Source organism: Bacillus sp. MUM 116 (assembly GCF_001866655.1).
GTDB lineage: Bacteria > Bacillota > Bacilli > Bacillales > Cytobacillaceae > Neobacillus.
On sequence record NZ_MLYR01000027.1, the window covers coordinates 40238 to 62088 of the forward strand.

General features: G+C 38.7%; 19 protein-coding genes. 9 read left to right on the forward strand and 10 right to left on the reverse strand.

Annotation, left to right across the window (positions count from 1 at the left end; genetic code table 11):
• Positions 1-43: 43 nt before the first annotated feature.
• Together BIV60_RS07565 and BIV60_RS07570 are read right to left on the reverse strand one after the other, a co-directional pair.
• Entirely contained in the window at positions 44-991 is a 948-nt protein-coding gene (locus tag BIV60_RS07565; RefSeq protein WP_071355118.1) for a carbohydrate kinase family protein, read from the reverse strand.
• 322 nt (positions 992-1313) lie between these two features.
• The gene (locus tag BIV60_RS07570) at positions 1314-2375 is read right to left on the reverse strand and encodes a YeiH family protein (RefSeq protein ID WP_071355119.1); all 1062 of its coding nucleotides are present in this window, start codon (positions 2373-2375) and stop codon (positions 1314-1316) included.
• Between the two features lie 114 nt (positions 2376-2489).
• Between BIV60_RS07570 and BIV60_RS07575 the strand changes: the two genes are divergently transcribed.
• Entirely contained in the window at positions 2490-3377 is an 888-nt protein-coding gene (locus tag BIV60_RS07575) for a LysR family transcriptional regulator (protein ID WP_071355120.1), read from the forward strand.
• Between the two features lie 152 nt (positions 3378-3529).
• Here BIV60_RS07575 and BIV60_RS07580 read toward each other — a convergent pair whose 3' ends face one another.
• Positions 3530-3898, reverse strand: coding sequence for a DnaJ family domain-containing protein (locus BIV60_RS07580; RefSeq protein ID WP_071355121.1), 369 nt, complete (start codon positions 3896-3898; stop codon positions 3530-3532).
• A 101-nt stretch (positions 3899-3999) separates the two neighbouring features.
• Between BIV60_RS07580 and BIV60_RS29515 the strand changes: the two genes are divergently transcribed.
• On the forward strand, positions 4000-4191 hold the full coding sequence (locus BIV60_RS29515) for a hypothetical protein (protein ID WP_177177238.1): 192 nt from the start codon (positions 4000-4002) through the stop codon (positions 4189-4191).
• A 31-nt stretch (positions 4192-4222) separates the two neighbouring features.
• On the opposite strand, the gene hutH is transcribed toward BIV60_RS29515, so the two are convergent.
• Positions 4223-5734: a histidine ammonia-lyase gene (gene hutH, locus BIV60_RS07585; protein WP_071355122.1), complete on the reverse strand. Its 1512-nt coding sequence runs from the start codon at positions 5732-5734 to the stop codon at positions 4223-4225.
• A gap of 393 nt (positions 5735-6127) precedes the next feature.
• Here hutH and BIV60_RS07590 point away from each other — a divergent pair, with 393 nt between their 5' ends.
• Positions 6128-7831, forward strand: coding sequence for a sigma-54 interaction domain-containing protein (locus tag BIV60_RS07590; RefSeq protein WP_071355123.1), 1704 nt, complete (start codon positions 6128-6130; stop codon positions 7829-7831).
• Positions 7832-8006: 175 nt separating this feature from the next.
• Here BIV60_RS07590 and BIV60_RS07595 read toward each other — a convergent pair whose 3' ends face one another.
• From BIV60_RS07595 to pruA, 4 genes are all read right to left on the reverse strand, one after another.
• Positions 8007-8990 carry a proline dehydrogenase family protein gene (locus BIV60_RS07595; protein WP_071355183.1) on the reverse strand — a complete coding sequence of 328 codons (984 nt, stop codon included), beginning with the start codon at positions 8988-8990 and terminating at the stop codon, positions 8007-8009.
• 65 nt (positions 8991-9055) lie between these two features.
• The gene (locus BIV60_RS29520) at positions 9056-9211 is read right to left on the reverse strand and encodes a hypothetical protein (RefSeq protein WP_177177240.1); all 156 of its coding nucleotides are present in this window, start codon (positions 9209-9211) and stop codon (positions 9056-9058) included.
• A 52-nt stretch (positions 9212-9263) separates the two neighbouring features.
• Positions 9264-10178, reverse strand: a complete 915-nt coding sequence (locus tag BIV60_RS07600) for a proline dehydrogenase family protein (RefSeq protein WP_071355124.1) — start codon at positions 10176-10178, stop codon at positions 9264-9266.
• An 86-nt stretch (positions 10179-10264) separates the two neighbouring features.
• The gene (pruA, locus tag BIV60_RS07605; RefSeq protein WP_071355125.1) at positions 10265-11833 is read right to left on the reverse strand and encodes an L-glutamate gamma-semialdehyde dehydrogenase; all 1569 of its coding nucleotides are present in this window, start codon (positions 11831-11833) and stop codon (positions 10265-10267) included.
• Between the two features lie 438 nt (positions 11834-12271).
• Between pruA and BIV60_RS07610 the strand changes: the two genes are divergently transcribed.
• Entirely contained in the window at positions 12272-13609 is a 1338-nt protein-coding gene (locus tag BIV60_RS07610; RefSeq protein ID WP_071355126.1) for an amino acid permease, read from the forward strand.
• Between the two features lie 84 nt (positions 13610-13693).
• Here the strand turns inward: BIV60_RS07610 and BIV60_RS07615 are convergent, their stop codons facing one another.
• Positions 13694-15886 (reverse strand): DNA topoisomerase III, encoded by a 2193-nt coding sequence (locus tag BIV60_RS07615; RefSeq protein ID WP_071355127.1) that lies wholly within the window; start codon positions 15884-15886, stop codon positions 13694-13696.
• A gap of 157 nt (positions 15887-16043) precedes the next feature.
• On the opposite strand from BIV60_RS07615, the gene BIV60_RS07620 reads away from it, so the two are divergent.
• Positions 16044-17327 (forward strand): MDR family MFS transporter, encoded by a 1284-nt coding sequence (locus BIV60_RS07620; protein WP_071355128.1) that lies wholly within the window; start codon positions 16044-16046, stop codon positions 17325-17327.
• A gap of 319 nt (positions 17328-17646) precedes the next feature.
• Entirely contained in the window at positions 17647-18879 is a 1233-nt protein-coding gene (locus tag BIV60_RS07625; RefSeq protein WP_071355129.1) for an aminopeptidase, read from the forward strand.
• Positions 18880-18972: 93 nt separating this feature from the next.
• Here the strand turns inward: BIV60_RS07625 and BIV60_RS07630 are convergent, their stop codons facing one another.
• Positions 18973-19725, reverse strand: coding sequence for an SDR family NAD(P)-dependent oxidoreductase (locus BIV60_RS07630; protein ID WP_071355130.1), 753 nt, complete (start codon positions 19723-19725; stop codon positions 18973-18975).
• A gap of 219 nt (positions 19726-19944) precedes the next feature.
• On the opposite strand from BIV60_RS07630, the gene BIV60_RS07635 reads away from it, so the two are divergent.
• The 3 genes from BIV60_RS07635 (at position 19945) to BIV60_RS07645 (ending at position 21715) form a co-directional block, all read left to right on the forward strand.
• The gene (locus BIV60_RS07635; RefSeq protein ID WP_071355131.1) at positions 19945-20559 is read left to right on the forward strand and encodes a TetR/AcrR family transcriptional regulator; all 615 of its coding nucleotides are present in this window, start codon (positions 19945-19947) and stop codon (positions 20557-20559) included.
• 76 nt (positions 20560-20635) lie between these two features.
• Positions 20636-21031, forward strand: coding sequence for a large-conductance mechanosensitive channel protein MscL (gene mscL, locus BIV60_RS07640; protein WP_071355132.1), 396 nt, complete (start codon positions 20636-20638; stop codon positions 21029-21031).
• A gap of 75 nt (positions 21032-21106) precedes the next feature.
• Complete coding sequence (locus BIV60_RS07645; RefSeq protein WP_141770425.1) at positions 21107-21715, forward strand: Bax inhibitor-1/YccA family protein; 609 nt, start codon at positions 21107-21109, stop codon at positions 21713-21715.
• The last annotated feature ends 136 nt before the right edge of the window (positions 21716-21851 follow it).

The following is a 21851-nucleotide window of genomic DNA, read 5'->3' on the forward strand; positions in this document are numbered from 1 at the left end:
GAATTTCCGTCGAATTTCCTCCCTTTTGAATGGTCAAATTGATTTATATCCCCTTTGCCGGGGTCCCCATGCAGAAATATCTTTGAAATGCATTTGTTAGATTTTGATTGTTTAGTTCGGGATTTACTGTTTCTTTCGAACGAATAGTCAAGTAGGAACAACAAAGACCAACTTTGCAAGAATCTTCTGTATTTAAACCTTTCAAATCTCCATAGATGATTCCGGCAATAAGTGAATCCCCCGCGCCTGTTACGTCGATTACCGGCACTTCTGGAGCAACCAATGCCCCGGCTTCCCTGTCCTTTGTAAAATAAATTAATCCCTTGTCACCCCTGGTAATGACAACCTTTTTAACGCCTCTCTTTAAAATTTCCACAGCCGCTTTAAAAAAGTCTCCCTCCGTTTTAATTTCAATCTTCGACAAAGCTTCCGCTTCTTTTTCATTGGCGACGAGCCAGGTTACTCCTTCAAGAGAACGTGGTAATTTTTTCGTTTTCGAAACAGAGACGGTAGCAATGCAAATAGGAATCTTTTCATTTCGGCAATGTTGAATGACACTTTCAATAATTTCAACAGGGAAATTTGTATCGAGTAACACCATTTGCGGGCGATTTCGCGGCCATTTTTTTTCAATTATATCCTCTTCCATATGGTCATAAATCGCCATATCTGCCAAGGCAATTACCATCTCACCTTCTTCATCAAGTACAGCTGTATAGCTTCCAGTTGCTTTTCCCGGCAGGGCATCCAAAAGGCTTATATCGACAAATTTTTCTGTCGTTTTTCTCAGCCATTTTCCATCGGGATCATCCCCCACATAACCGAGTAATGCACTCTCTAAACCAAGACGTCCTAGGTTTTCAGCAATATTCCGTGCAACTCCGCCACAGGACATCGTACTTTTGGCAGGATTGGATGTTTTATGAGTAAGGTGATTGATAGATTGTATTTTACGATCAATATTGGCTCCGCCAATACAAAGAACTTTCATGGTTATACAACTCCTTTGGACAGGTATGAAAGAATCAGAGTTCGACAAAAATCCTCTCCACTATAACTAGTACGATATTTACCTTGTAAAACCCTTTGGATAAAATTGTATTTTAAGAAAAGCGCAAGCGCCTTGATCAGCCCCGACCAGCATAAGAAAAGCCGGCGAGAAGGTTGCTCTTTAACCTTATTGACGGATTGGCTTATGTATCGAGGGGCTAGGAGCTGGACAATTCTCGAAGTAGAAATTTTCTTTCTTTTATATCAAAAAAAGCTAGCGATGAGTGAAGTCTAGTGATAGATTTCACCAAAGCCAGCTTTTTTTATGCGATAAAAAAAGTAACAATGGAAAGAACAACGGATGTAATCAACATTGCAATCAGCGGACGTGCTGCTTTTGTTCGGAGGTCACGCAAGCTCACATTCAAACCAAGCCCAACCATAGCAGACGTCAAAATAAAGGTTGTAGCAGTTGCCACTCCATCCATAGCTGCTTTTGAAACCGGTATGGATTTACCGAGGACATAGCTGCCAAGCAAACTCATAAAAATAAAACCAATTAAAAACCATGGAAATTCAATTTTCGTATCACCTGTTTTCTCTTTATTTTTCCGTTTCATCCAATACATAAGAATGAAACATAAAGGAACGAGCAGCAGTACCCTTCCTAATTTCGCCAGCAATGCAATCGCCAAGCCATCAGGACCCGCGGGAGCTCCCGCTAAAGCGACATGGGCAATTTCGTGCAGACTGGTTCCGCTCCAGATACCATAATCAATCGCGGATAACGGAAGGAACGGACGGAGGATAGTATACATAATGGAAAATATAGTCCCAACGAGGGCAATAATCCCAACACCAATTGCGGTATCTTCATCCTTTGCTTTGATAATGGGTGAAACGGCTGCAATCGCTGCTGCCCCACATACTCCAGTACCAACTCCAAGAAGAAGGGAAAGGGATGATTCCGCTTTTAGCAATTTCCCGAGCCATATCGTTAATAATATGGCAAAAGCGATAACACCTACATCGCGTGCAAGTAATCCAAGCCCTTGATGAAGAACAATATCAATATTCAGTTTTAATCCGTACAAGATGATGGCAAAACGTAAAAAGCGTTTTGCAGAAAATTGAATTCCGGCCCGGATTTTTTCAGGATAGCCGAAAAATTGCCGGTAAATGACCGCGATCACAATCGCACAAGCAAGTGGTCCAACATGATCAAAACCAGGGACGATGGATAAAGCATAACCAAGTGCGGCAACCACAATCGTGAAGGCGATACCGCCTAACCACAAACCGACGGCTGGCTTAGGTTGCGGATTTTTTTGCTGAAGACTGTCCTGTTCATTAACAGATAAAACTTTAGCATTCAAGTTCCCCATTTTTTATCACTCCATTTATTTTCTAATTTCAGGATACTCCTCGTTCGTGCATAAGGAAAATAAAGATATATAATAGGGATGATAAGTAAATTTATATACATAAGGTGATAAGGAATGGATCAACATTTAGAGGTATTTGTAAAGGTTGTGGAAAAAGAGAATTTTTCTAAAGCTGCAGAAGAGCTGCATATGACACAGCCTGCAGTGAGTCAATATATTAGAACATTGGAGGAATCCGTAGGTGCGAGGCTGCTTGAAAGAAGCAATAAATATGTACGTCTCAATAAGGCCGGAGAGATTGTCTATCATCATGCAAAAGAAATTTTGGCACTTTATACAAAAATGCAATCATTAGTCGATGATTTGACAAATAAAGCTAGCGGACAGATTTCAATTGGCGCGAGTTATACTTTTGGGGAATATATTCTGCCACATATTATTTCCAGAATGCAGTGGCGGTACCCCCTGATTCGTCCAACAATCAAGATTCAAAATACAAAGGAAGTCATTGAACTGGTGCGGACACATCAATTGGATATTGGGATCATTGAGGGTTTTTTAAACGATGACCATTTAAGTTCAGAAGTCCTATCAGAAGACAAAATGGTCATCGTTGCTTCCCCGACGCATCAGCTTTTGTCGAAGCTCAGAGAAAAAAGTTTTTCCGACTTGGAGGATGAAATATGGATTTTAAGAGAAGAAGGTTCGGGTACTAGGGAGGCCGCGGAAAACTTTTTTCACCTGCATGGATTTACTCCAAAAAAAATAATGGAATTTGGAAGCACCCAGGTAATTAAGGAGTCTGTTGAGGCGGGGCTTGGGATTAGTCTATTGTCACGCTGGGCCATTGAAAAAGAGCTTGTTCATGGCTATATCCGGATTATTCATGTGGAGGGGCTGCCTTTTAAACGGAATTTTTCCATGATAACGCAATCTGCCTACCAAACAAAGGCTTTGAAGACATTTATTGAGATTGTAAGGGAGTATTTGGGGGAGTTTTGAATGTTTGTTGGCTGGAGGGACACTTTCTTCAGTTTTGATGAATTTTGTCTTTCTAGCTGCTCTGGAGAGACACTTTTCTGGTTTTCGAGAGAATTTTGTCCTTCCAACAGCCCTGGAGGGTCACTTTCTTCAGTTCCGTCAAATATTTTCTTTCATCCAAGGCTGATTAGACCTTCATAGTTTTTAAATATGGATGAATTGGTTTTAACACCCCGTTTGGACATCATTTGATTAAAGCGCAGAAGTTTTTCATTTAACTTCCTTCGAAGTCTTTCCCGCTCTTCAGGATCATCACATTTCCTCATCAGATCCTCAATTGTCGTCAATTCCCGGCGTAAGTGGCCCTCTTCTTCCGTATAACCTGAATTTTTCAACAGTTTATAGGCCATGCGTAATTCTTCCGGGACACCTGCGAGATCATCAATTGGCAGCGGCTTCCCATAACCAGGAAGATTATCAAATTCACCATTTTCATACGCTTTTTTAATACGGTCTTCTGAGACAATATGAAACAAATCCATTGTTAAAGCCTCCTTTTTACCATACGTACTATGTAAAGTATATCAACTAATCTGCAATATGCATATCAGCCCAATTGTAATGATTTATCCTTTTTGGGGGAATGCTACAAGCGAATACGAAAGGAGTGTTGAATTTGGCACGTGGAGAACATTTCAATCATAAAAAGAAAAACCATCCAGGTGATTTTCCCAAAAACAGCCTTACTGCAAAGCATACTCGGGAAGTCATTGAAGATGAGGAATTAATCGTAACCCAGGAAGCATTCAAAAACCGAGTTGAGGAAGAAGAATAAAAGCGTGAGGCTATCCTCACGCTTTTTAGTATTATAATGCAACTTGTTGAGTTAATTCAGCAAAATCCATTGTTTTTAGAACTTCTGCTGCTTTTTCAATATCCTTCGAGAAGACACGGTCCTTTGTAATAGAAGGAACAGACTCTCTTCCTTTATCATATAATCTTCTTGTTTGAGTTGCCATTTTATCAACGCCGCGGTATTCTACAGCCTGCATTGCACAAATAAATTCAATCGCAAGAACTCTTCTTGCATTTTGAATAATTTGATGTGCATGTCTGGAAGCAATGGTTCCCATACTTACGTGATCTTCTTGGTTTGCAGAAGATGGGATCGAATCCACACTTGCAGGGTGTGCCAATGTCTTATTTTCAGATACAAGTGCCGCCGCAACATATTGCATAATCATCGCACCGGACTGTAAGCCTGGTTCAGGACTTAAGAATGGCGGAAGATCATTCAATTGCGGATTGATTAGTCTTTCAATACGGCGTTCTGAAATATTGGCCATTTCCGCAACCGCAATCTTCATAAAGTCCATTGCAAATGCAATTGGCTGACCGTGGAAGTTACCGCCTGAAATAACTTTATCGCCATCATCAAAAATTAATGGATTGTCTGTAGCCGCATTCATTTCAATTTCTAATTTTTCTTTCACATAATCAAGTGCCTGCCAAGAAGCTCCATGAACCTGCGGGATACAGCGGAGTGAATAAGCATCTTGTACACGAAGTTCACCTTGTTGTGTAGTCAGTAAGCTGTCACTTAAATAGCTGCGGATTCTTGCAGCTGTGTCGATTTGCTGCTGATAGCCGCGGGCAACATGAATATCTTCATCAAATGCATCGATGATTCCAGTTAGTCCTTCAATCGTCATTGAAGAAATCAGTTCACTTTCAAAGGCAAGTTGTTCTGCTTCTAGGTAGCCGACAACGCCCATTGCTGTCATCGCCTGTGTTCCATTGATGATTCCTAGTCCTTCTTTTGCTTCTAAAGTAATTGGTGTAAGTCCTTCAATTTGGAAGGCTCTTAGTGAATCCATGCGGTTTCCTTGATAAAATACCTCACCCTCACCAACAAGTACTAATGCTAAGTGGGATAGCGGCGCTAAATCTCCACTTGCACCAAGTGAACCTTGCTGTGGAATAACAGGAACAATGTCGTGATTGACTAGCTTCAATAATGTTTCAATAACAACTGGACGAACCCCTGAAAAACCTTTTAATAGTGCATTTGCACGGAGAAGAACCATCGCTTTTGCGACATCTTCAGGGAATGGTTCGCCGACACCGCATGCATGAGAACGGATTAAGTTTAACTGAAGGTCTTGAACATCATTTTGGTCGATTAATACATCACTAAATTTACCAAAACCAGTTGTAATCCCGTAGATAACTTTCGATTGAGAAACAATGCGATCTACTGCTTCCCTGCTCTTTTTAACTGCTACCATGCTTTTTTCTGATGCTTGAACCTTTTGACCACCGTATAGTACTTCTTTCATTTCTTTTAATGTTAATCCTTGGCCAGTTAATGTAATCATTTATTATCTCTCCTCTACCACTTTAGTTAAATAAAGAAAGAGGCTGGAATCCTGTTTACTTAGTTTAGGAGTCCAGCCTCTTTAATAATCTTAATGGAATATTTAATTTTAATATTTGGATGTATAAACCGTCTCATTTGTCTCAATCTCCTTAAAAAAATATAAATATTCCTATTGCTATGATAATTATTGTATGCGATGGAATCTCTTGTTGTCAACAAAATTTTCAGAATTTTAGCACGATAATACTTTACCACAATAACAAATGAAAGGTGACCTAATTTAACCTTGCAATTATTTATTTAAACACATTTGTTTTATTACTCTTTCACTAGATAATAATGTATAAAACATGATACATTTAATATAAAACCGTAATGAAAGGGGTTTATTATGTTCAATATTGGGCAGCTGCGTCCAGAAAACTCCTTTACTTTAGTTGGACCGGATATAACTTTAATACAAATAAAAAACAAACTTTTAGAGTATGATTATGTTGTTGTCTCAGGAAATAACTACTACACGATTGCAAATAGTGAGTATAGCTTTATAGCATTGGCGGAGGATTCGTTACCTGTAATCGAATGGGTTGATAAAGTAAACTGGCTCCCTTCCACTGTCTCTACAAGTTTTGAACTTTCTACATCTAAAATAGATTGGAGACGGCCAGTCCTGATTCAGAATCATGATAAAGAGGAGATTTTTGGGGTTTTAACGGCTCATCAATGGATTCAATACCTAGATGGGGAAAACAAAAAGGTATCCGCTTACTTTAATACATTAGCGGAAACAATTAATGATGCAGTCACCGCTGTAGATCAAGAAGGTACGGTTATTTGCTGGAATTCCGTAGCAGAGGGTACCTATAAAATTAAACGCGAAAATATCCTTGGGCAAAAGATTGGAGAGCATTTTAATGCAGAATCCCTAATATTGCACCATATTTTAAATGAAGGGCGTACTGTTCGCGGGGCTTATCACCGCCCTAATCATGATACCCACGTGCTGATTAACGCTTCTCCCATTATTAAAGAGAATATCATTATTGGGGGGATCGCAATTGAACGCGATATTACTGGATTCGTCCGATTAAATGAGGAACTGGATTCTTCGGTGCCATCGCTTATCCACCAAGACAATCCTTTTGATTCAATCATTGGTGTTAGTCCAGAAATTCAACAAGCATTACAAATTGCACAAAAAGTTGCCTCTGCAGAGATACCCGTCCTTTTAACTGGAGAACCTGGTTCTGGAAAAGAAATGTTAGCACAGGCGATCCATTATGGAGGCTCAAGAAACACCGGACCTTTTGTTTCTGTGAATTGCTCAACGATTCCTTCAGGTCTTTTAGAGGCTGAATTATTCGGATATCAAGAAGGGGTTTTTACATCTGATAGGAAAACTTGGCAAGCCGGTAAAATTGAACAAGCATGTAACGGAACTTTGTTTCTTGAAGAAATTGACAAAATGCCACTCGATATTCAAGAAAAATTCCTCAACTACTTGGAGCAACAATCCTTTTATCGAGTAGGCGGAACGGAATTGATTACGACAAAAATACGGGTGATTGCCTCTACTTCTCAGCCATTAGAGGCGATGGCAAAGGCTGGGGAATTTAACGAAGCCCTTTATTACCGTTTAACTGTAATCACAATCGATATTCCTCCTTTACGTAATAGAAAAGAGGATATTATGAAACTTGTTCTACAATTTGTACAGGAATTTAGTTCTAAGTATAAGAAACCTATTCCGGAGATTAATCCCAAGGTTATGACTATATTGATGAATTATGATTGGCCGGGAAATGTTCGTGAGCTTCGAAATGTTGTGGAACGTTTTATTATACTAAATGATGAAAATATAATTACACTTAATCATCTTCCTAAAAATATAATGAATACTTTTTCTGAAAGCAACAGCAATGTTCCAGGCAAGAGAGAAGCCACATTAAAGGAACTTGCACCTATAAAAGATGAAGCATCGATGATTGAAGAAGCTTTACGCAAAACTTATGGAAACAAGAGTGCCGCAGCCAAATTACTCGGTATATCCAGAGGAACACTATATAATAAAATTAAAGAGTATGGGTTAAACTAAGATTCAGGAGTAAAAAATAGTAACACTATTAAAAGAGATTTCCACTTCCTTGGCCGATGTTCCTAGTAGCGCATCGGCCATTATTCATTCCTGCTGCTTATATAAATGAGAAGATTAAGGAAAAAGTAAAAGGGCGCTCTCTTTTTCAGAAAAGCGCCCTTTTAATGAAGCTAAATTACTTCCTTTTTTTATTGTTCTTAGTTAGTCTGCCCATTAAAAATGCCCCTGCAGCCAAGCCAACCATTGTGTTGGTTTTTTTGTTGAATACTTGTTTAGCAACAAGATTTAAGTTTTGCGGTCTTTCAGCAAGACGGCGCATAAAATAACCGTACCAGTCTTTACCGAAAGGCACATAGGTACAGAATTTGTATCCTTCATTTGCTAATTTCAGCTGAAGGTCTTTTCTAAACCCATATAGCATTTGGAATTCAAATTTATCATTTGGAATATCATGCTTTTTAACAAATTGTTTCACATGGTTAATGATTTTATGATCATGTGTCGCAATGGATGTAAATTTTCCATTTAATAAATGCCATTCAATTAGCTTAATAAAGTTTTTATCGATCTCTTTCTTATCCTGGTAGGCATAATGTTCCGGTTCTTTATAGGCACCTTTTACAATACGGAGACGATAATTTTTATATTTTTCAAGATTTTCTTTGGCATTGAGGAAATATGCCTGAATCACCGTACCAACATTATCATATTCCAACGATAATTCATCTAAAATATCAAAAGAAGGCTGTAAATGTCCATAATCCTCCATATCAAAATTAACAAAAATGCTATAATTGCTAGCTTGATGAACGATTTCTTTAAGATTTTCCAAACAGAAATTGTAATCAATATCTAAACCTAATTGTGTTGGTTTTAAAGAGATGTGTGCATCTACGTTATTCTTATGAATCGCTTCGATGACCTTTAAAATTTGGTCTCTTGCGGCGATCGCCTCTTCCTTTTTAAAGACAAACTCTCCCAAGTTATCGACCGTGCAAGAGATTCCATTTGCGTTAAGCTCTTTAATGCTTTTAATCGTTTCTTCAATATTCGTACCTGCAACAACACTTTGTGCCCCTAATTTCAATCCATACTTTTTAGCCGCGCTATTAAGAAATTGGTTTTGGGATAATCCCATAAAAATATCCTTTAACATCACCATTGCTCCTTCTTGTTGTTATATACTAGGGTATCACTTTCAACAAATTATACTTTAATCATATTTTAGTAGGATTCAACTAAATAAGAATCATTAAAATAAACAACATTTGAAAGGATTTTATAACCTTGAATTCTCCTGAAAGCCTCATTTGCTTCTTTTTCAGTGTCAAACTCAAACATTTGGATGTTGTTCTTTGTATAAGCAGTAATGACCCACACGAAATAATCCTCCAATAATTTTTTGTTAGAGTGTTTTGATCATTTTCAAGTATTACTTAGAAAAGAGTCCCTTAAGAGCAAAAGCTACATTTTGTGGTCTTTCTGCTAACCGGCGCATAAAATACCCAAACCAATCATTGCCAAAAGGAATGTAAACGCGCATTTTATATCCTTCCTTTACCAAACTCAACTGCATGTCCGTTCTAAATCCATATAACATCTGAAATTCAAATTGGTCACGTGGTATATGATGTGTTTGAGCGAATTCTTTTACTTTGGCAATGATCTGATGATCATGGGAAGCAACCGCCGTATAGCTTCCGCTTAGCAAATGCTCTTTAATAATTCTCAAGTAATTTTCATCTACTTCTTTTTTCTCTTGGTAAGCGACTTCAGGAGACTCTTTATAAGCTCCTTTAACTAAACGAAGAGGAATTCCTTTTAACTCTTTCACATCTTGTTCAGCTCGAAATAGATAAGCTTGAATTACGGTTCCTACATTGTCATACGTTTGACGCAGTTCTCTCAGGATATCTAACGTGATTTGACAATGTGCATGATCTTCCATATCAATTCGGACGAAATTATTGTTCTCCTTGGCTGTCTCAAGAATTCGGCGCATATTTTTAACACAAAAATCCCGATCAATATCGAGCCCAAGCTGGGTCATTTTAACTGATAAATTACTATTTACCCCGGCGCTAGCGATGGCTTGTAACGTTCTAACATTATATTCGGTTGCTTCGGTTGCTTCTTCTTTGCTAAAAACGAATTCCCCTAAATGATCCAGTGTACAATCCAAGCCTTTACTATTTAATTCCCGAACCTTTTTAATGGCACTTTCAATCGTATCTCCCGCAACAACCTGAGAAGCTCCAAATCGAAGTCCCCACTTTTTAGCTGCCTTATTTAACCCTTTACTTTGTGAAGCATAAAGGAACACATTTTTTGAAACCTCTGCTAACATGAATTCTCCCTCCTAGATGATATGTTGCTGTGTAAGGGTGTTACTATTTTAATAGAGGGCAACGTAAAAAGTTGCCCTCTCTCTCCTTAAAGTGTTTCGCTCGTTGTTTTTGCTTGCATATGCAGAATCAAATAATCAGGTCCCCCTGCCTTTGAATCTGTTCCTGACATATTAAACCCGCCAAACGGTTGGTATCCCACGATCGCTCCCGTACATCCGCGGTTGAAATAAAGATTTCCCACATGGAATTCTTCCTTTGCCCGCTCGACATGGTCAGGATTGTTCGTAATTAAGGCCCCAGTTAAGCCGTAATCTGTGTTATTCGCTATTTCCAACAAATGATCAAAATCACGTGCTTTACAGAAGGCTAAAACAGGCCCAAAGATTTCTTCTTGCATGAGACGTGCTTTTTCATCTACATCTGCAAAGATGGTTGGTTGAATAAAATACCCTTTGGAGTCATCTCCTTCTCCGCCTGTTACTAATCGGCCTTCTTCTTTTCCAATTTCGATATATTTTCTAATTTTGTTATAAGAAGCTTGATCAATAACTGGTCCCATGTACGTACTAACATCCTCCGGATTCCCCACAGTTAACGTCTTTGTTAGAGCTACTGCTTTTTCCAGTACTTCCTCGTATACATCCTGGTGTACGACCGCACGGGAACCAGCTGAACATTTTTGCCCTGAGAAACCGAATGCTGAATAAACAATGGAAGAGGCCGCTAAATCTAAATCAGCATCTTTATCTACAACGACTGTGTCTTTTCCGCCCATTTCAGCAATGACACGCTTTAACCAAATTTGCCCTGGCTGTACTTTTGCAGCACGCTCATAAATTCGGCAGCCAACCTCACGAGAACCAGTAAACGAGACAAAGCGTGTTTTAGGATGATCCACTAGATAATCACCGACTTCTGCGCCGCTTCCCGGAATAAAGTTAAGCACACCTTGAGGAAGACCTGCTTCTTTCATTACTTCCACAAATTTCGCTGCCACTATAGGTGTATTGTTTGCCGGCTTTAGAAGAATGGTGTTTCCAGCAACCATCGCTGCCGCTGCTGTTCCTGCCATAATGGCTAATGGAAAGTTAAATGGAGAAATAATGATTCCAACACCAAGTGGAACATAATTAAAGTTGTTAACTTCTCCTTTACGGCTTTGAACCGGCACTCCGTCTTTTAACTGCAGCATTTGACGTGCGTAAAACTCAAGAAAATCAATCGCTTCTGCAGTATCTGCGTCTGCTTCTCTCCAAGGCTTTCCAGCCTCTTTAACGAGATAACTTGAAAACTCATGTTTGCGGCGGCGAATGATATCCGCTGCACGGAATAAAACGTTTGCACGTACTTCCGGATTTTCTTTTTTCCATGTATGGAAGGCAGTTAGTGCAGCTTGCATCGCTTTTTCAGCTAATTCTTTATTCGCTTTTGAAACCCGGCCAATAACTTCTTCCTTATTGGCTGGATTAATGGATACAATTTGTTCATCCGTTGTAATCAATTCATCTCCAATGATAAGCGGATACTCTTTTCCTAACTCTGATTGCACAGTTTCTAACGCTTTTTCAAAATCTCTTTTATTTTCCTCCAGTGTAAAATCGGTAAATGGTTCATGTTTATATGGGGCAATTGTATTCTTATATTCTGTAATCATTTGATCCTCTCCCTTTTTAAAAAATTATTAATATACTTAATTTTCAAATTCAATACAGATACATTATAAACACCTTTTTACACTTTTGTATATATTTTTTTAAAATTTTATCACTTTAAACACTTATGTATATTTTTAGAAAACTATAATACACATTTTTGTTCATAAATTAAAGTTAATTGGGTATATTTGAAAGAATTTCAAAAAATCAATTAAAAACGGTTGATGATGCATGTCCCACTCCTCCTCAAAAAAATCTATTACCCCAAAAAATGAAAAGGGGATCATTTCTAAATAAAGAAACAGTTATTGAAAACCCTTTCAAATAATTACCCAATTAAAAACAACAGGATATTTCAGAGAATTATAAATTTATAGTCCTCTTATATGAACACATAAACAGAGTTACAGAAAGGATTAAAAATTCGTCATATTACAATGATTTCGCTTGGAGGAATCATTGGGGCCGGACTATTTATTGGAAGTGGATCCTTAATTAATATGGCAGGACCGGCTTCTATCCTCTCATATGCAATAGCAGGGCTACTTGTGATTTTGGTTATGCGTATGCTGGGAGAAATGTCCATCGTCAATCCATCCAGTGGTTCTTTTTCCACATATGCCCGGGAAGCACTAGGCCCGTGGGCTGGCTACACAATCGGATGGCTATACTGGTTTTTCTGGGTAATTGTCATTGCAGTGGAATCAATCGGTGGTGCAAATATTATTCAGTATTGGTATCCATCTTTGCCTTCTTGGTTGCTTAGCCTTATTCTTACCTTTTTATTAACTCTTACTAATGTGTATTCTGTTAAATCATTTGGTGAATTCGAGTACTGGTTCTCTCTTATCAAAGTAGTAAGTATTGTGCTGTTTTTGTTGCTCGGAGGAGCAATTATTTTCGGATTCATGCCTGGGATCGATTCGCCTGGGACTTCAAATCTTCTTCATCGCGGAGGGTTCTTCCCCAATGGAATCAGTTCTATTTTTTTAGGATTGACTCTCGTCATGTTCTCTTTTATGGGGAGTGAGATTGTAGCAACCGCTGCAGGAGAAACACCAAATCCTGCAAAAGCCATTACTGTTGCAACAAACAGTGTTATTTACCGGATCCTGATTTTTTATCTAGGCTCAATTTTAGTGTTGGTCACAATTCTCCCTTGGGATTCTCATACTCTGCTAAAAAATCCTTTTGTTTCCGTACTTGAAATGATTAAAATACCAGCCGCTGCTCAGATCATGAATTTTATCATTTTTACAGCTGTACTTTCTTGCTTGAATTCCGGAATTTACACAAGCTCCCGGATGTTGTTTGCGATGGCGCAAAATGGAGATGCTCCCAGAATGTTTAAAAAGATCAACAAAAAGGGCGTACCACTGCATGCAATATTGGGTTGTACCGTTGTTTCCTATATTAGCGTAGGATTTAATTACCTTTCTCCTGATAAAATATTTCTCTTTTTAGTCAATGCTTCCGGAGGAGTAGCGCTTCTGGTTTATCTCGTGATTGCCTTCTCCCAATTGCGTATGAGAAGAAAATATGAAAAAGAAAATCCAGAAGCATTGAAAATAAAAATGTGGTTATTTCCTTATTTGACCTACGCCACCATCCTTGCAATTATCGGTCTTTTTATCGCGATGGCCTTTATTGATACACTGCGTTCGCAATTCTTTTTAACCATACTTATCGCCCTATTTGTATACGGCTCCTTTTTTGTCAGTAAGAACAAAAAATCAGCAAAGTTAGTACCGGTTGAGAAGAGAATGTCCTCATAAGACCATTTAACCCGTTAGCACTATGTTATTTAAAAAAAGGGGCAATCCATATAGATTCATCTTTATGGATTGCCCCTAATCATCTTATTTATCAAACTTCAACCCTTTTAATGCTTCTGCCAGCGCATTATTCAATGGTTCTTCATCTTTATCTTGGTTTCTTAGATACTTTTGCACTGTACGTTTATCCACTTTACCTTTGGATTCTTTTTTACGGCGCGCTTCGAAAGCAGAAAGCTTTTCACGATAGCCACATTTACATGCAAAAATTTGGCCCTCCCCTTCGCCGCGAAGCTCCAGTTTTTTATGGCATTGCGGGCAGCGTGCATTGGTGACACGTGAGACATTTTTCCGATGTCCACATTCGCGGTCCTGGCACACAAGCATTTTACCTTTTTTCCCGTTCACTTCAAGCATTGGTTTTCCACAGTCCGGACAGTTTTTTGTCGAGATATTTTCGTGCTTATACTTTTTGTTACTTGCTTTAATTTCCGCAACGATTTCTTTTGTGTATTTCTTCATATCGTTGATAAAGAATTCTTTTTTCAACTTACCATGGGCAATTTGATCAAGCTTTTGTTCCCATTCTGCTGTCAAAGTTGGTGATTTTAGCTCCTCCGGCACCAAATCCAATAATTGACGTCCTTTAGAAGTAATGTGAATATCTTTGACTCGTTTTTCGATTAAAAATGAATTAAATAGCTTATCAATAATATCCGCACGTGTGGCAACTGTACCTAATCCACCCGTTGATTTTAACGTTTCCGCCAGTTGTTTATTTTTGGTTTCCATATACTTCGTTGGATTTTCCATAGCCGAAAGTAATGTTGCCTCATTAAAGCGTGCAGGCGGATTTGTTTGACCTGATGTTTGAGCAATTAGCTTCACATTTAAGGTGTCGCCTTTTTCGATGCGAGGTAAAATCTGTTCCTTTATGTCATCTGCTGCATCCTCGTCGTCAAAGCGATTCTCGTATACCTCTTTCCAGCCCATCGATAAAATGGTTTTACCCCTTGCAACGAAGTTCTCTTCACCGATTTTCGCACGAAGTGTTAACTGTTCATACTCGAATGCTGGGAATAACACCGCTAAGAATCGTTTTACCACTAGGTCATAAATTTTCCTTTCTTTATCTGTGAAGGCAGAAAAGTTTACATACCCTTCTGTTGGAATAATCGCATGGTGATCAGAAACTTTGCTGTCATCCACAAATGCTTTCGAAGCTTTGATCGGCTTGCTTAAAATCTTATTGGTTAACGGTCGATATTCTCCCAATCCGCATGCTTTCAACCGTTCTGGAAGTGTTCCTACGATATCGGAAGAAAGGTAACGTGAATCTGTACGTGGATACGTTAAGACTTTATGCTGCTCATACAATTTTTGCATAATATTTAACGTTTCCTTAGCAGAGTAACCAAATATTTTATTTGCATCACGCTGCAACTCGGTTAAATCATAAAGACCCGGTGAAAAGGTCTTCTTCGATTTTTTCTCAATTTCTATTACAACGGCATTCCGTTTGCCCAATTTTTTCACAATTGTATCGATTTTCTCTTTATCAAAGCTGCGGCTATTCCCTTTTGCATCCTGCCATGTTAGCTTTAAATTGTCTGTTGTTTGGGCATCGATGCCATAATAGGTTTGCGCTTTGAAGTTTTTGATTTCGTCTTCCCGAGCAGCAATCATGGCAACCGTTGGGGTTTGAACACGGCCGCAGTTTAGCTGGGCATTGAATCGGGTTGTTAGTGCACGGGTGGCATTAAGACCGATATACCAGTCTGCTTCGGAACGCGCGACAGCAGAAGCATATAAATTTTCATAAGCTTTTCCCGGCTTCAAGTTGGCAAATCCATCTTTAATCGCTTTATCCGTAACAGATGAGATCCATAGTCGTTTAATCGGTTTATTGACTTTTGCTTTATCGATAATCCAACGTGCGACTAATTCACCCTCTCTACCCGCATCCGTTGCCACGATGATTTCTTTAACATCATTTCTCGTCAGTTGACTTTTAACCGCATTAAACTGTTTTCCAGTCTGCTTAATAACCGTCAATTTCAAACGTTCCGGCAGCATCGGCAAATCTTCTAAATTCCAGGTTTTATATTTCACATCGTAATTTTCAGGGTCAGCCAGTGTGACTAAATGCCCTAATGCCCACGTAACAATATACTTATCTCCTTCAAGAAATCCATTTCCTTTTTTATTGCAATTCAGTACACGTGCAATATCACGTGCGACCGAAGGTTTTTCAGCAATTACAACACTTTTTGCCATTTTAAAAAACATCCTTTCGAATTTCACGTAAGTTAACTATAGCATACGTTACGATTGGAATCAGGTATTCCGAAGATTCCCATATAATAAGGTATTGAAACTTCTTCCAGTTTGAAGGTATGATGTAATGGCTTAAATGAAAGAATGGAGATTTTTTATGAGAATTCGAGATTGGGATCGAAATTTAAAGGTCCGTTTATTTGCTGAAGCGATGATGAATATTACCTTCTGGATGTTCTTTCCGTTTTTAACCATATACTTTGCAGATGAATTTGGAAAAAACAAAGCCGGAATTTTATTGGTTTTTTCTCAGGTGTTCTCGGTGCTGGCCAATTTGATGGGAGGCTATTGTGCAGACCGTTTTGGCAGAAAACGAATGATGGTTCTTTCCGCAATTGGTCAAGGTCTTTCTTTTATCACATTTGGAGCTGCCAGCTCACCGTGGCTTGATTCTGCATGGATTGGCTTTATCTCCTTTGCGATTGCCGGTGTATTCGGTGCTTTCTATTGGCCCGCAAGCCAGGCAATGGTAGCTGATGTCGTAGCAGAGAAAGACCGGGGGAATGTGTTTGCGATTTTTTATACTTCGATTAATATCGCCGTCGTTATTGGACCTATCTTAGGTGCAATTTTTTATGTAAATTATCGCTTTCAACTTTTACTTGTGGCCGGTATTGTCTGTATTATGCTAGGGTTAATTCTGGCAAAATGGACCCGGGAAACTGCGCCATTAAGAAAATCAACTTCCATTGATGTGGATGGGAAATGGTATTACTTTTTACAAAACCAGCTTCGCGACTATTCACTAATTATAAAAGATAGAACCTTTCTACTGTTTATTCTTGCAGGCGTACTGGCCGGGCAAACCTTTATGCAGTTGGATTTATTAATTCCCGTTTATATGAAAGATGTCATCAAAAATCAAAGCCTGTTCTCGTTTGGCAGCTGGTCCTTTTCTATTGAAGGAGAGCAGGCATTTGGGGTTGTTTTAGCGGAAAACGGGCTCCTTGTCGCATTATTGACCGTTTCCGTCACAAAATGGATGAGCAAATACAAAGAACGGAATGTATTTATATTTTCTTCTATTATGTATGCCATTGCGATTTTGCTCTTTAGTGGAACGCAGTGGATATGGGGATTTATATTTGCAATGGCAATTTTCACATTTGGTGAATTAATGGGAGCCGGACTTCAGCAAAGCTTTGTTTCTAAGCTTGCACCAGAACATATGAGGGGACAATATTTTGCTGCTGCCAGTTTACGGTTTACGATTAGCCGAACGATCGCCCCTATTTTTATCCCGATGACCGTTTGGATTGGGTATCACTGGACCTTTTTCTTCCTTTCGATTGTGGCTATAATTAGTGCAGGTTTCTATTGGCTGATGTTTTATTTTTTTGAAAAACAAACACCCCCAAAAAGTTCAAAAAACTTTCTATAAATTGTACTAAAATGTTCACGTTTTCCTCTTTTACTATTATAATTAACTTGTAAAGGTTTTCTAATATTAAAGGCGGTGGAATGAATGGATGGGTCACAATTTTTGTCTCCAACATCAATTTCAGGCATTATTACTTTTCTAGTTCTATTTTCCGCAGGGGTTTATTTTAATATAAAAGTATATGGTTCTAAATTGCAGTAAAGATGAAAAGATCTTTACTGTTTTTTTATGCCTTCGTCTAAAAATGGCTGCTAGTTTCTTTTTCCAATTAAAAAAGCTACAATAGACATGAAGATTCTGGTAAAGGAGAATACATAAAATGAGTGAATTTCAGAAGAACCTTGAAAAATATGCTGATCTTGCTGTTAAAGTGGGCGTAAATGTCCAAAAGGGACAAACATTAGTCGTGAATGCTTCCTTGGATTCGGCTGAGTTTGTTCGACTGGTCGTAAAAAAGGCATATGAAGTTGGAGCATTCAATGTAGTCGTCAATTGGGCAGATGACTTCGTTTCCCGTACAAAATACGATTTGGCGCCGGATGAGGCTTTTCAAGAATATCCTGCATGGCGTGCGAAAGAGACAGAGGAACTTGCCAATAAAGGCGCGGCTTTCATGTCTGTTATTTCTTCTAGCCCAGACCTTTTAAAAGGAGTCAATCCTGAACGAATCTCCAATTTCCAAAAAGCTGCCGGTACTGCATTAGCAAAATACCGTCAAGCAATTCAATCTGATAAAGTCAGCTGGTCGGTTGTAGCCGCTGCATCCCCAGCCTGGGCTGCAAAAGTATTCCCGGATGTTCCAAGCGAACAGCAGGTGGAACAACTATGGGATGCGATTTTTAAAGCAACACGTGCTGATGTTGAAAATCCTGTGGACGCATGGAAAAAACATGATGAAAACCTTCACGAAAAGGTTCATTATTTAAATGAAAAGAACTATCAAAAGCTTCATTATAAAGCTCCTGGAACTGATTTAACCATTGAACTTCCAAAGAACCATCTTTGGGTTGGTGCTGGAAGTATCAATGAAAAAGGCCATGAGTTTATGGCCAACATGCCGACGGAAGAAGTTTTCACCGTTCCGCTTAAATCAGGCGTAAATGGAACAGTAGCTAGCACGAAACCACTTAGCTACGGCGGCAATATTATTGACCGTTTTTCGATTACATTTGAAAACGGTAAAATTGTTGGGGTAAAAGCGGAGGAAGGTGAAGAAATTCTGAAGCGATTAGTTGATACTGATGAAGGCTCGCACTATCTTGGTGAAGTTGCTCTGGTTCCATTTGATTCTCCGATTTCACAGTCCAATATTCTTTTCTTTAATACTTTGTTTGATGAAAATGCATCAAACCATTTAGCCATCGGCAGTGCCTATGCGTTCTGTATTGAGGGCGGAAAGAAAATGTCTGCTGAAGAATTAGCAGACAATGGGCTGAACCAAAGTATTACCCATGTTGATTTCATGATTGGATCGGCGGAAATGGATATCGACGGTATTACGGCAGATGGAAAAGCAGAGCCGGTATTCCGCGGGGGTAATTGGGCGTTCTAATCAAAAAAAAGAAAAGGAAGACTCAAAATCTAACTACTTTTGAGTCTTCCTTTTTATACGTTGTTCGTTACTTATCACTACTGACAAAATTGATTAAAGAGCGGTCCAGCCGCCATCAATCACTAATTCAGCACCTGTCATAAAACGTGATTCATCAGATGCTAGAAAAACTACTCCATATGCAACATCTTCTGGTTCACCAAAGTATGGAAGCTGTGTAAATGTTTTATAGTAAGGTAAAGCTCCGCCTTCTTCCATTGTTGGTGCCGTCATCGGCGTTACGATGATACCAGGATGTAAGGAATTTACGCGAATTTTATCTTTCCCATATTCAACAGCAGCCGATTTTGATAACACGCGAAGCGCTCCTTTAGCAGCTGTATACGGGCTTGTACCTGCCATACCAACAATACCTCCGATAGAAGAAATATTGACGATCGATCCGCCACCCGCTTTTTTCATTTCAGGTATCACATATTTCATGCCAATAACGCAACCATTTAAGTTAATATCCATGACTCGATTCCATTCATCCATCTCCATGTCTGCAATGGTTTTCGGTGAAGATACGCCTGCATTATTAACCAGAACATCTACTTTTCCATATAATTTTACCGCTTCAGCAATCACGGATTTCCATTCCTCTTCGGATGTTACATTATGTTTAATAGCAACAGCATCGCCGCCATTTTCTTTAATTTCCTGTACCACCTGGTTCAATTGCTCAATCTGAACATCTGTAGCTACAACCTTTGCTCCTTCTTTTGCAAATAGTCTTGCTTCAGAAGCACCCATTCCCATGGCAGCTCCAGTAATAATCGCTACTTTTCCGGCTAACCGACCCATATTGATAACCTCCAAAATTTTAATGTAATAAAACACCAAAATCATTATGATATTGCGAGCATATCTACAACTAGTTGCTTTATCAACATTGCGTTGATAAAATAATTATAACAATCATTTAAAAAAGGGCAACCAACACAGTTCTCAGATTCGTCGTTTTATTGACACTACGTTAAATAATGTTGTCAAACTAGAAAAAGTAATACAGGGAGATTAAAAATGTCGAAAAAAATTCAAAAAATGGACCCGCGCGTGGTAAGAACGCGTCAAATGTTAAGAGACGCGCTAGTGGAATTAATTCATGAACGAGGATATGAGAAAATTACCGTTCAAGATATTACGAACCGCGCTACTTTAAATCGTGCCACATTTTATTTACATTATCGTGATAAACTCGATCTTCTTTGTCAAAGTTCGGATGAAATTTTAAACGACTTAACCGAGAGTATTAACTTGTCTTTTGATCGAAAAGAAGAATTCGATTTTTTAAGTGATCAACCGCATGAAAATTTTATCCATCTTTTTGAACAAATTTCCGAAAATGGTAAATTATATAAAGTGTTTCTGACCGAAAAAAACATGCCCCACTTTACTTCCAGTATGATAGAGGTTCTCGTCGATTTTATTTCGAAAGGAATAAACAGCGTGGAACCAAATGATAAGATGCTGACTATTCCACGGGAAATCGCTGTGCGGTACTATGCCTATGCCTTTCTGGGGGTGATTGTCTGGTGGTTAAAAATGGATATGCCTTACACGCCAAAATATATGGCAACACAGTTAATGCGTATTGCCATTAAGGGGCCATACGTTGGCAATCCATTTTTGAATTAGAAGTTGTTAAACCAATAGTAAAACTTCTATACTGGAATTTGTTCTGCCCATTAATGAAATTTGGAGGTTTTTTTATATGTGGAATGAATTTAAACAATTTGCGATGAAAGGAAACGTCATCGACCTTGCAGTCGGTGTGATTATCGGCGGGGCGTTTGGAAAAATCGTCACTTCGCTCGTATCGGATGTCATTATGCCGTTAATTAGTTTGCTGATAGGCGGGGTTGGGTTCAATTTTTCGAAACTTCACTTTGGAGCATTAAAATACGGCTTATTCCTACAATCCGTTCTTGATTTCTTTATTATTGCCTTTTCAATCTTCTTATTTGTTAGACTGATCAATCGCTTTAAAAAGAAAGATGAACCGGTGAAGGAAGAAGTCAAAGTAGACCGAACAGAGGAACTTTTAGCGGAAATCCGTGACATTTTAAAAGAAGATAAAGATTTTTTTAGAAAAAATGAAACATCTTGACCACTTTCTCGTATTAATTAATAAGAAACTATTTTGAGGTGAAGAAATTTGTACACACAAACATCTACTGAATTTATGCCATCTGTTTTAAGGACGTTTGCACTTTCCCTTGCTTTCGCCTTTATTGGCACAATGGCGGGTGTATTTGTACCAGCTGGTTTATTTTTACCTTTGTCGATTCTTGAAATGGTCATGCTATTCGCTGCCTTCTTCTTTAGAAGGAAAAAGTCGATTTCCTATTCGTTCCTTTATATTTTTACGTTTATTTCCGGGATTACCTTATATCCAATTGTTGCTCACTATCTTGCAACAACAGGGGCCAATACGGTGATCATGGCATTTGCAACAACAACCGTAGTGTTCACAGGGATTGCTATTTATGCCACAAAGTCGAAAAGAAACTTCTCCTTTCTAGGCGGATTTCTATTAGCAGCCATATTGGCACTCGTAGCGATTTCAATTTTTAATATCTTCTGGCCGCTTAGCACAACTGGAATGCTTGCTTATTCCTTTATCGGCGTCATGGTCTTCAGCGGTTATGTTCTCTTTGACTTCAGCCGAATGAAGCATTACGGGGTAAGTGCAGAAGATGTTCCGTTAATGGCGCTAAGCCTTTACTTGGATTTTATTAACCTATTCATCAGCATTTTAAGGATCTTCGGGATTCTTCAAAGCAAGGATTAAAAAAAGGAGCTTGGGGTTTTAATTTCCCAAGCTCCTTTTTTAGGTTTGATTTATTAGCATTAACCCCCGTTCAATCATTTGATTGATCGTATTTTTTCGTAAAATATAGGGCCCTAGATGCGCAGGGATGTTCATA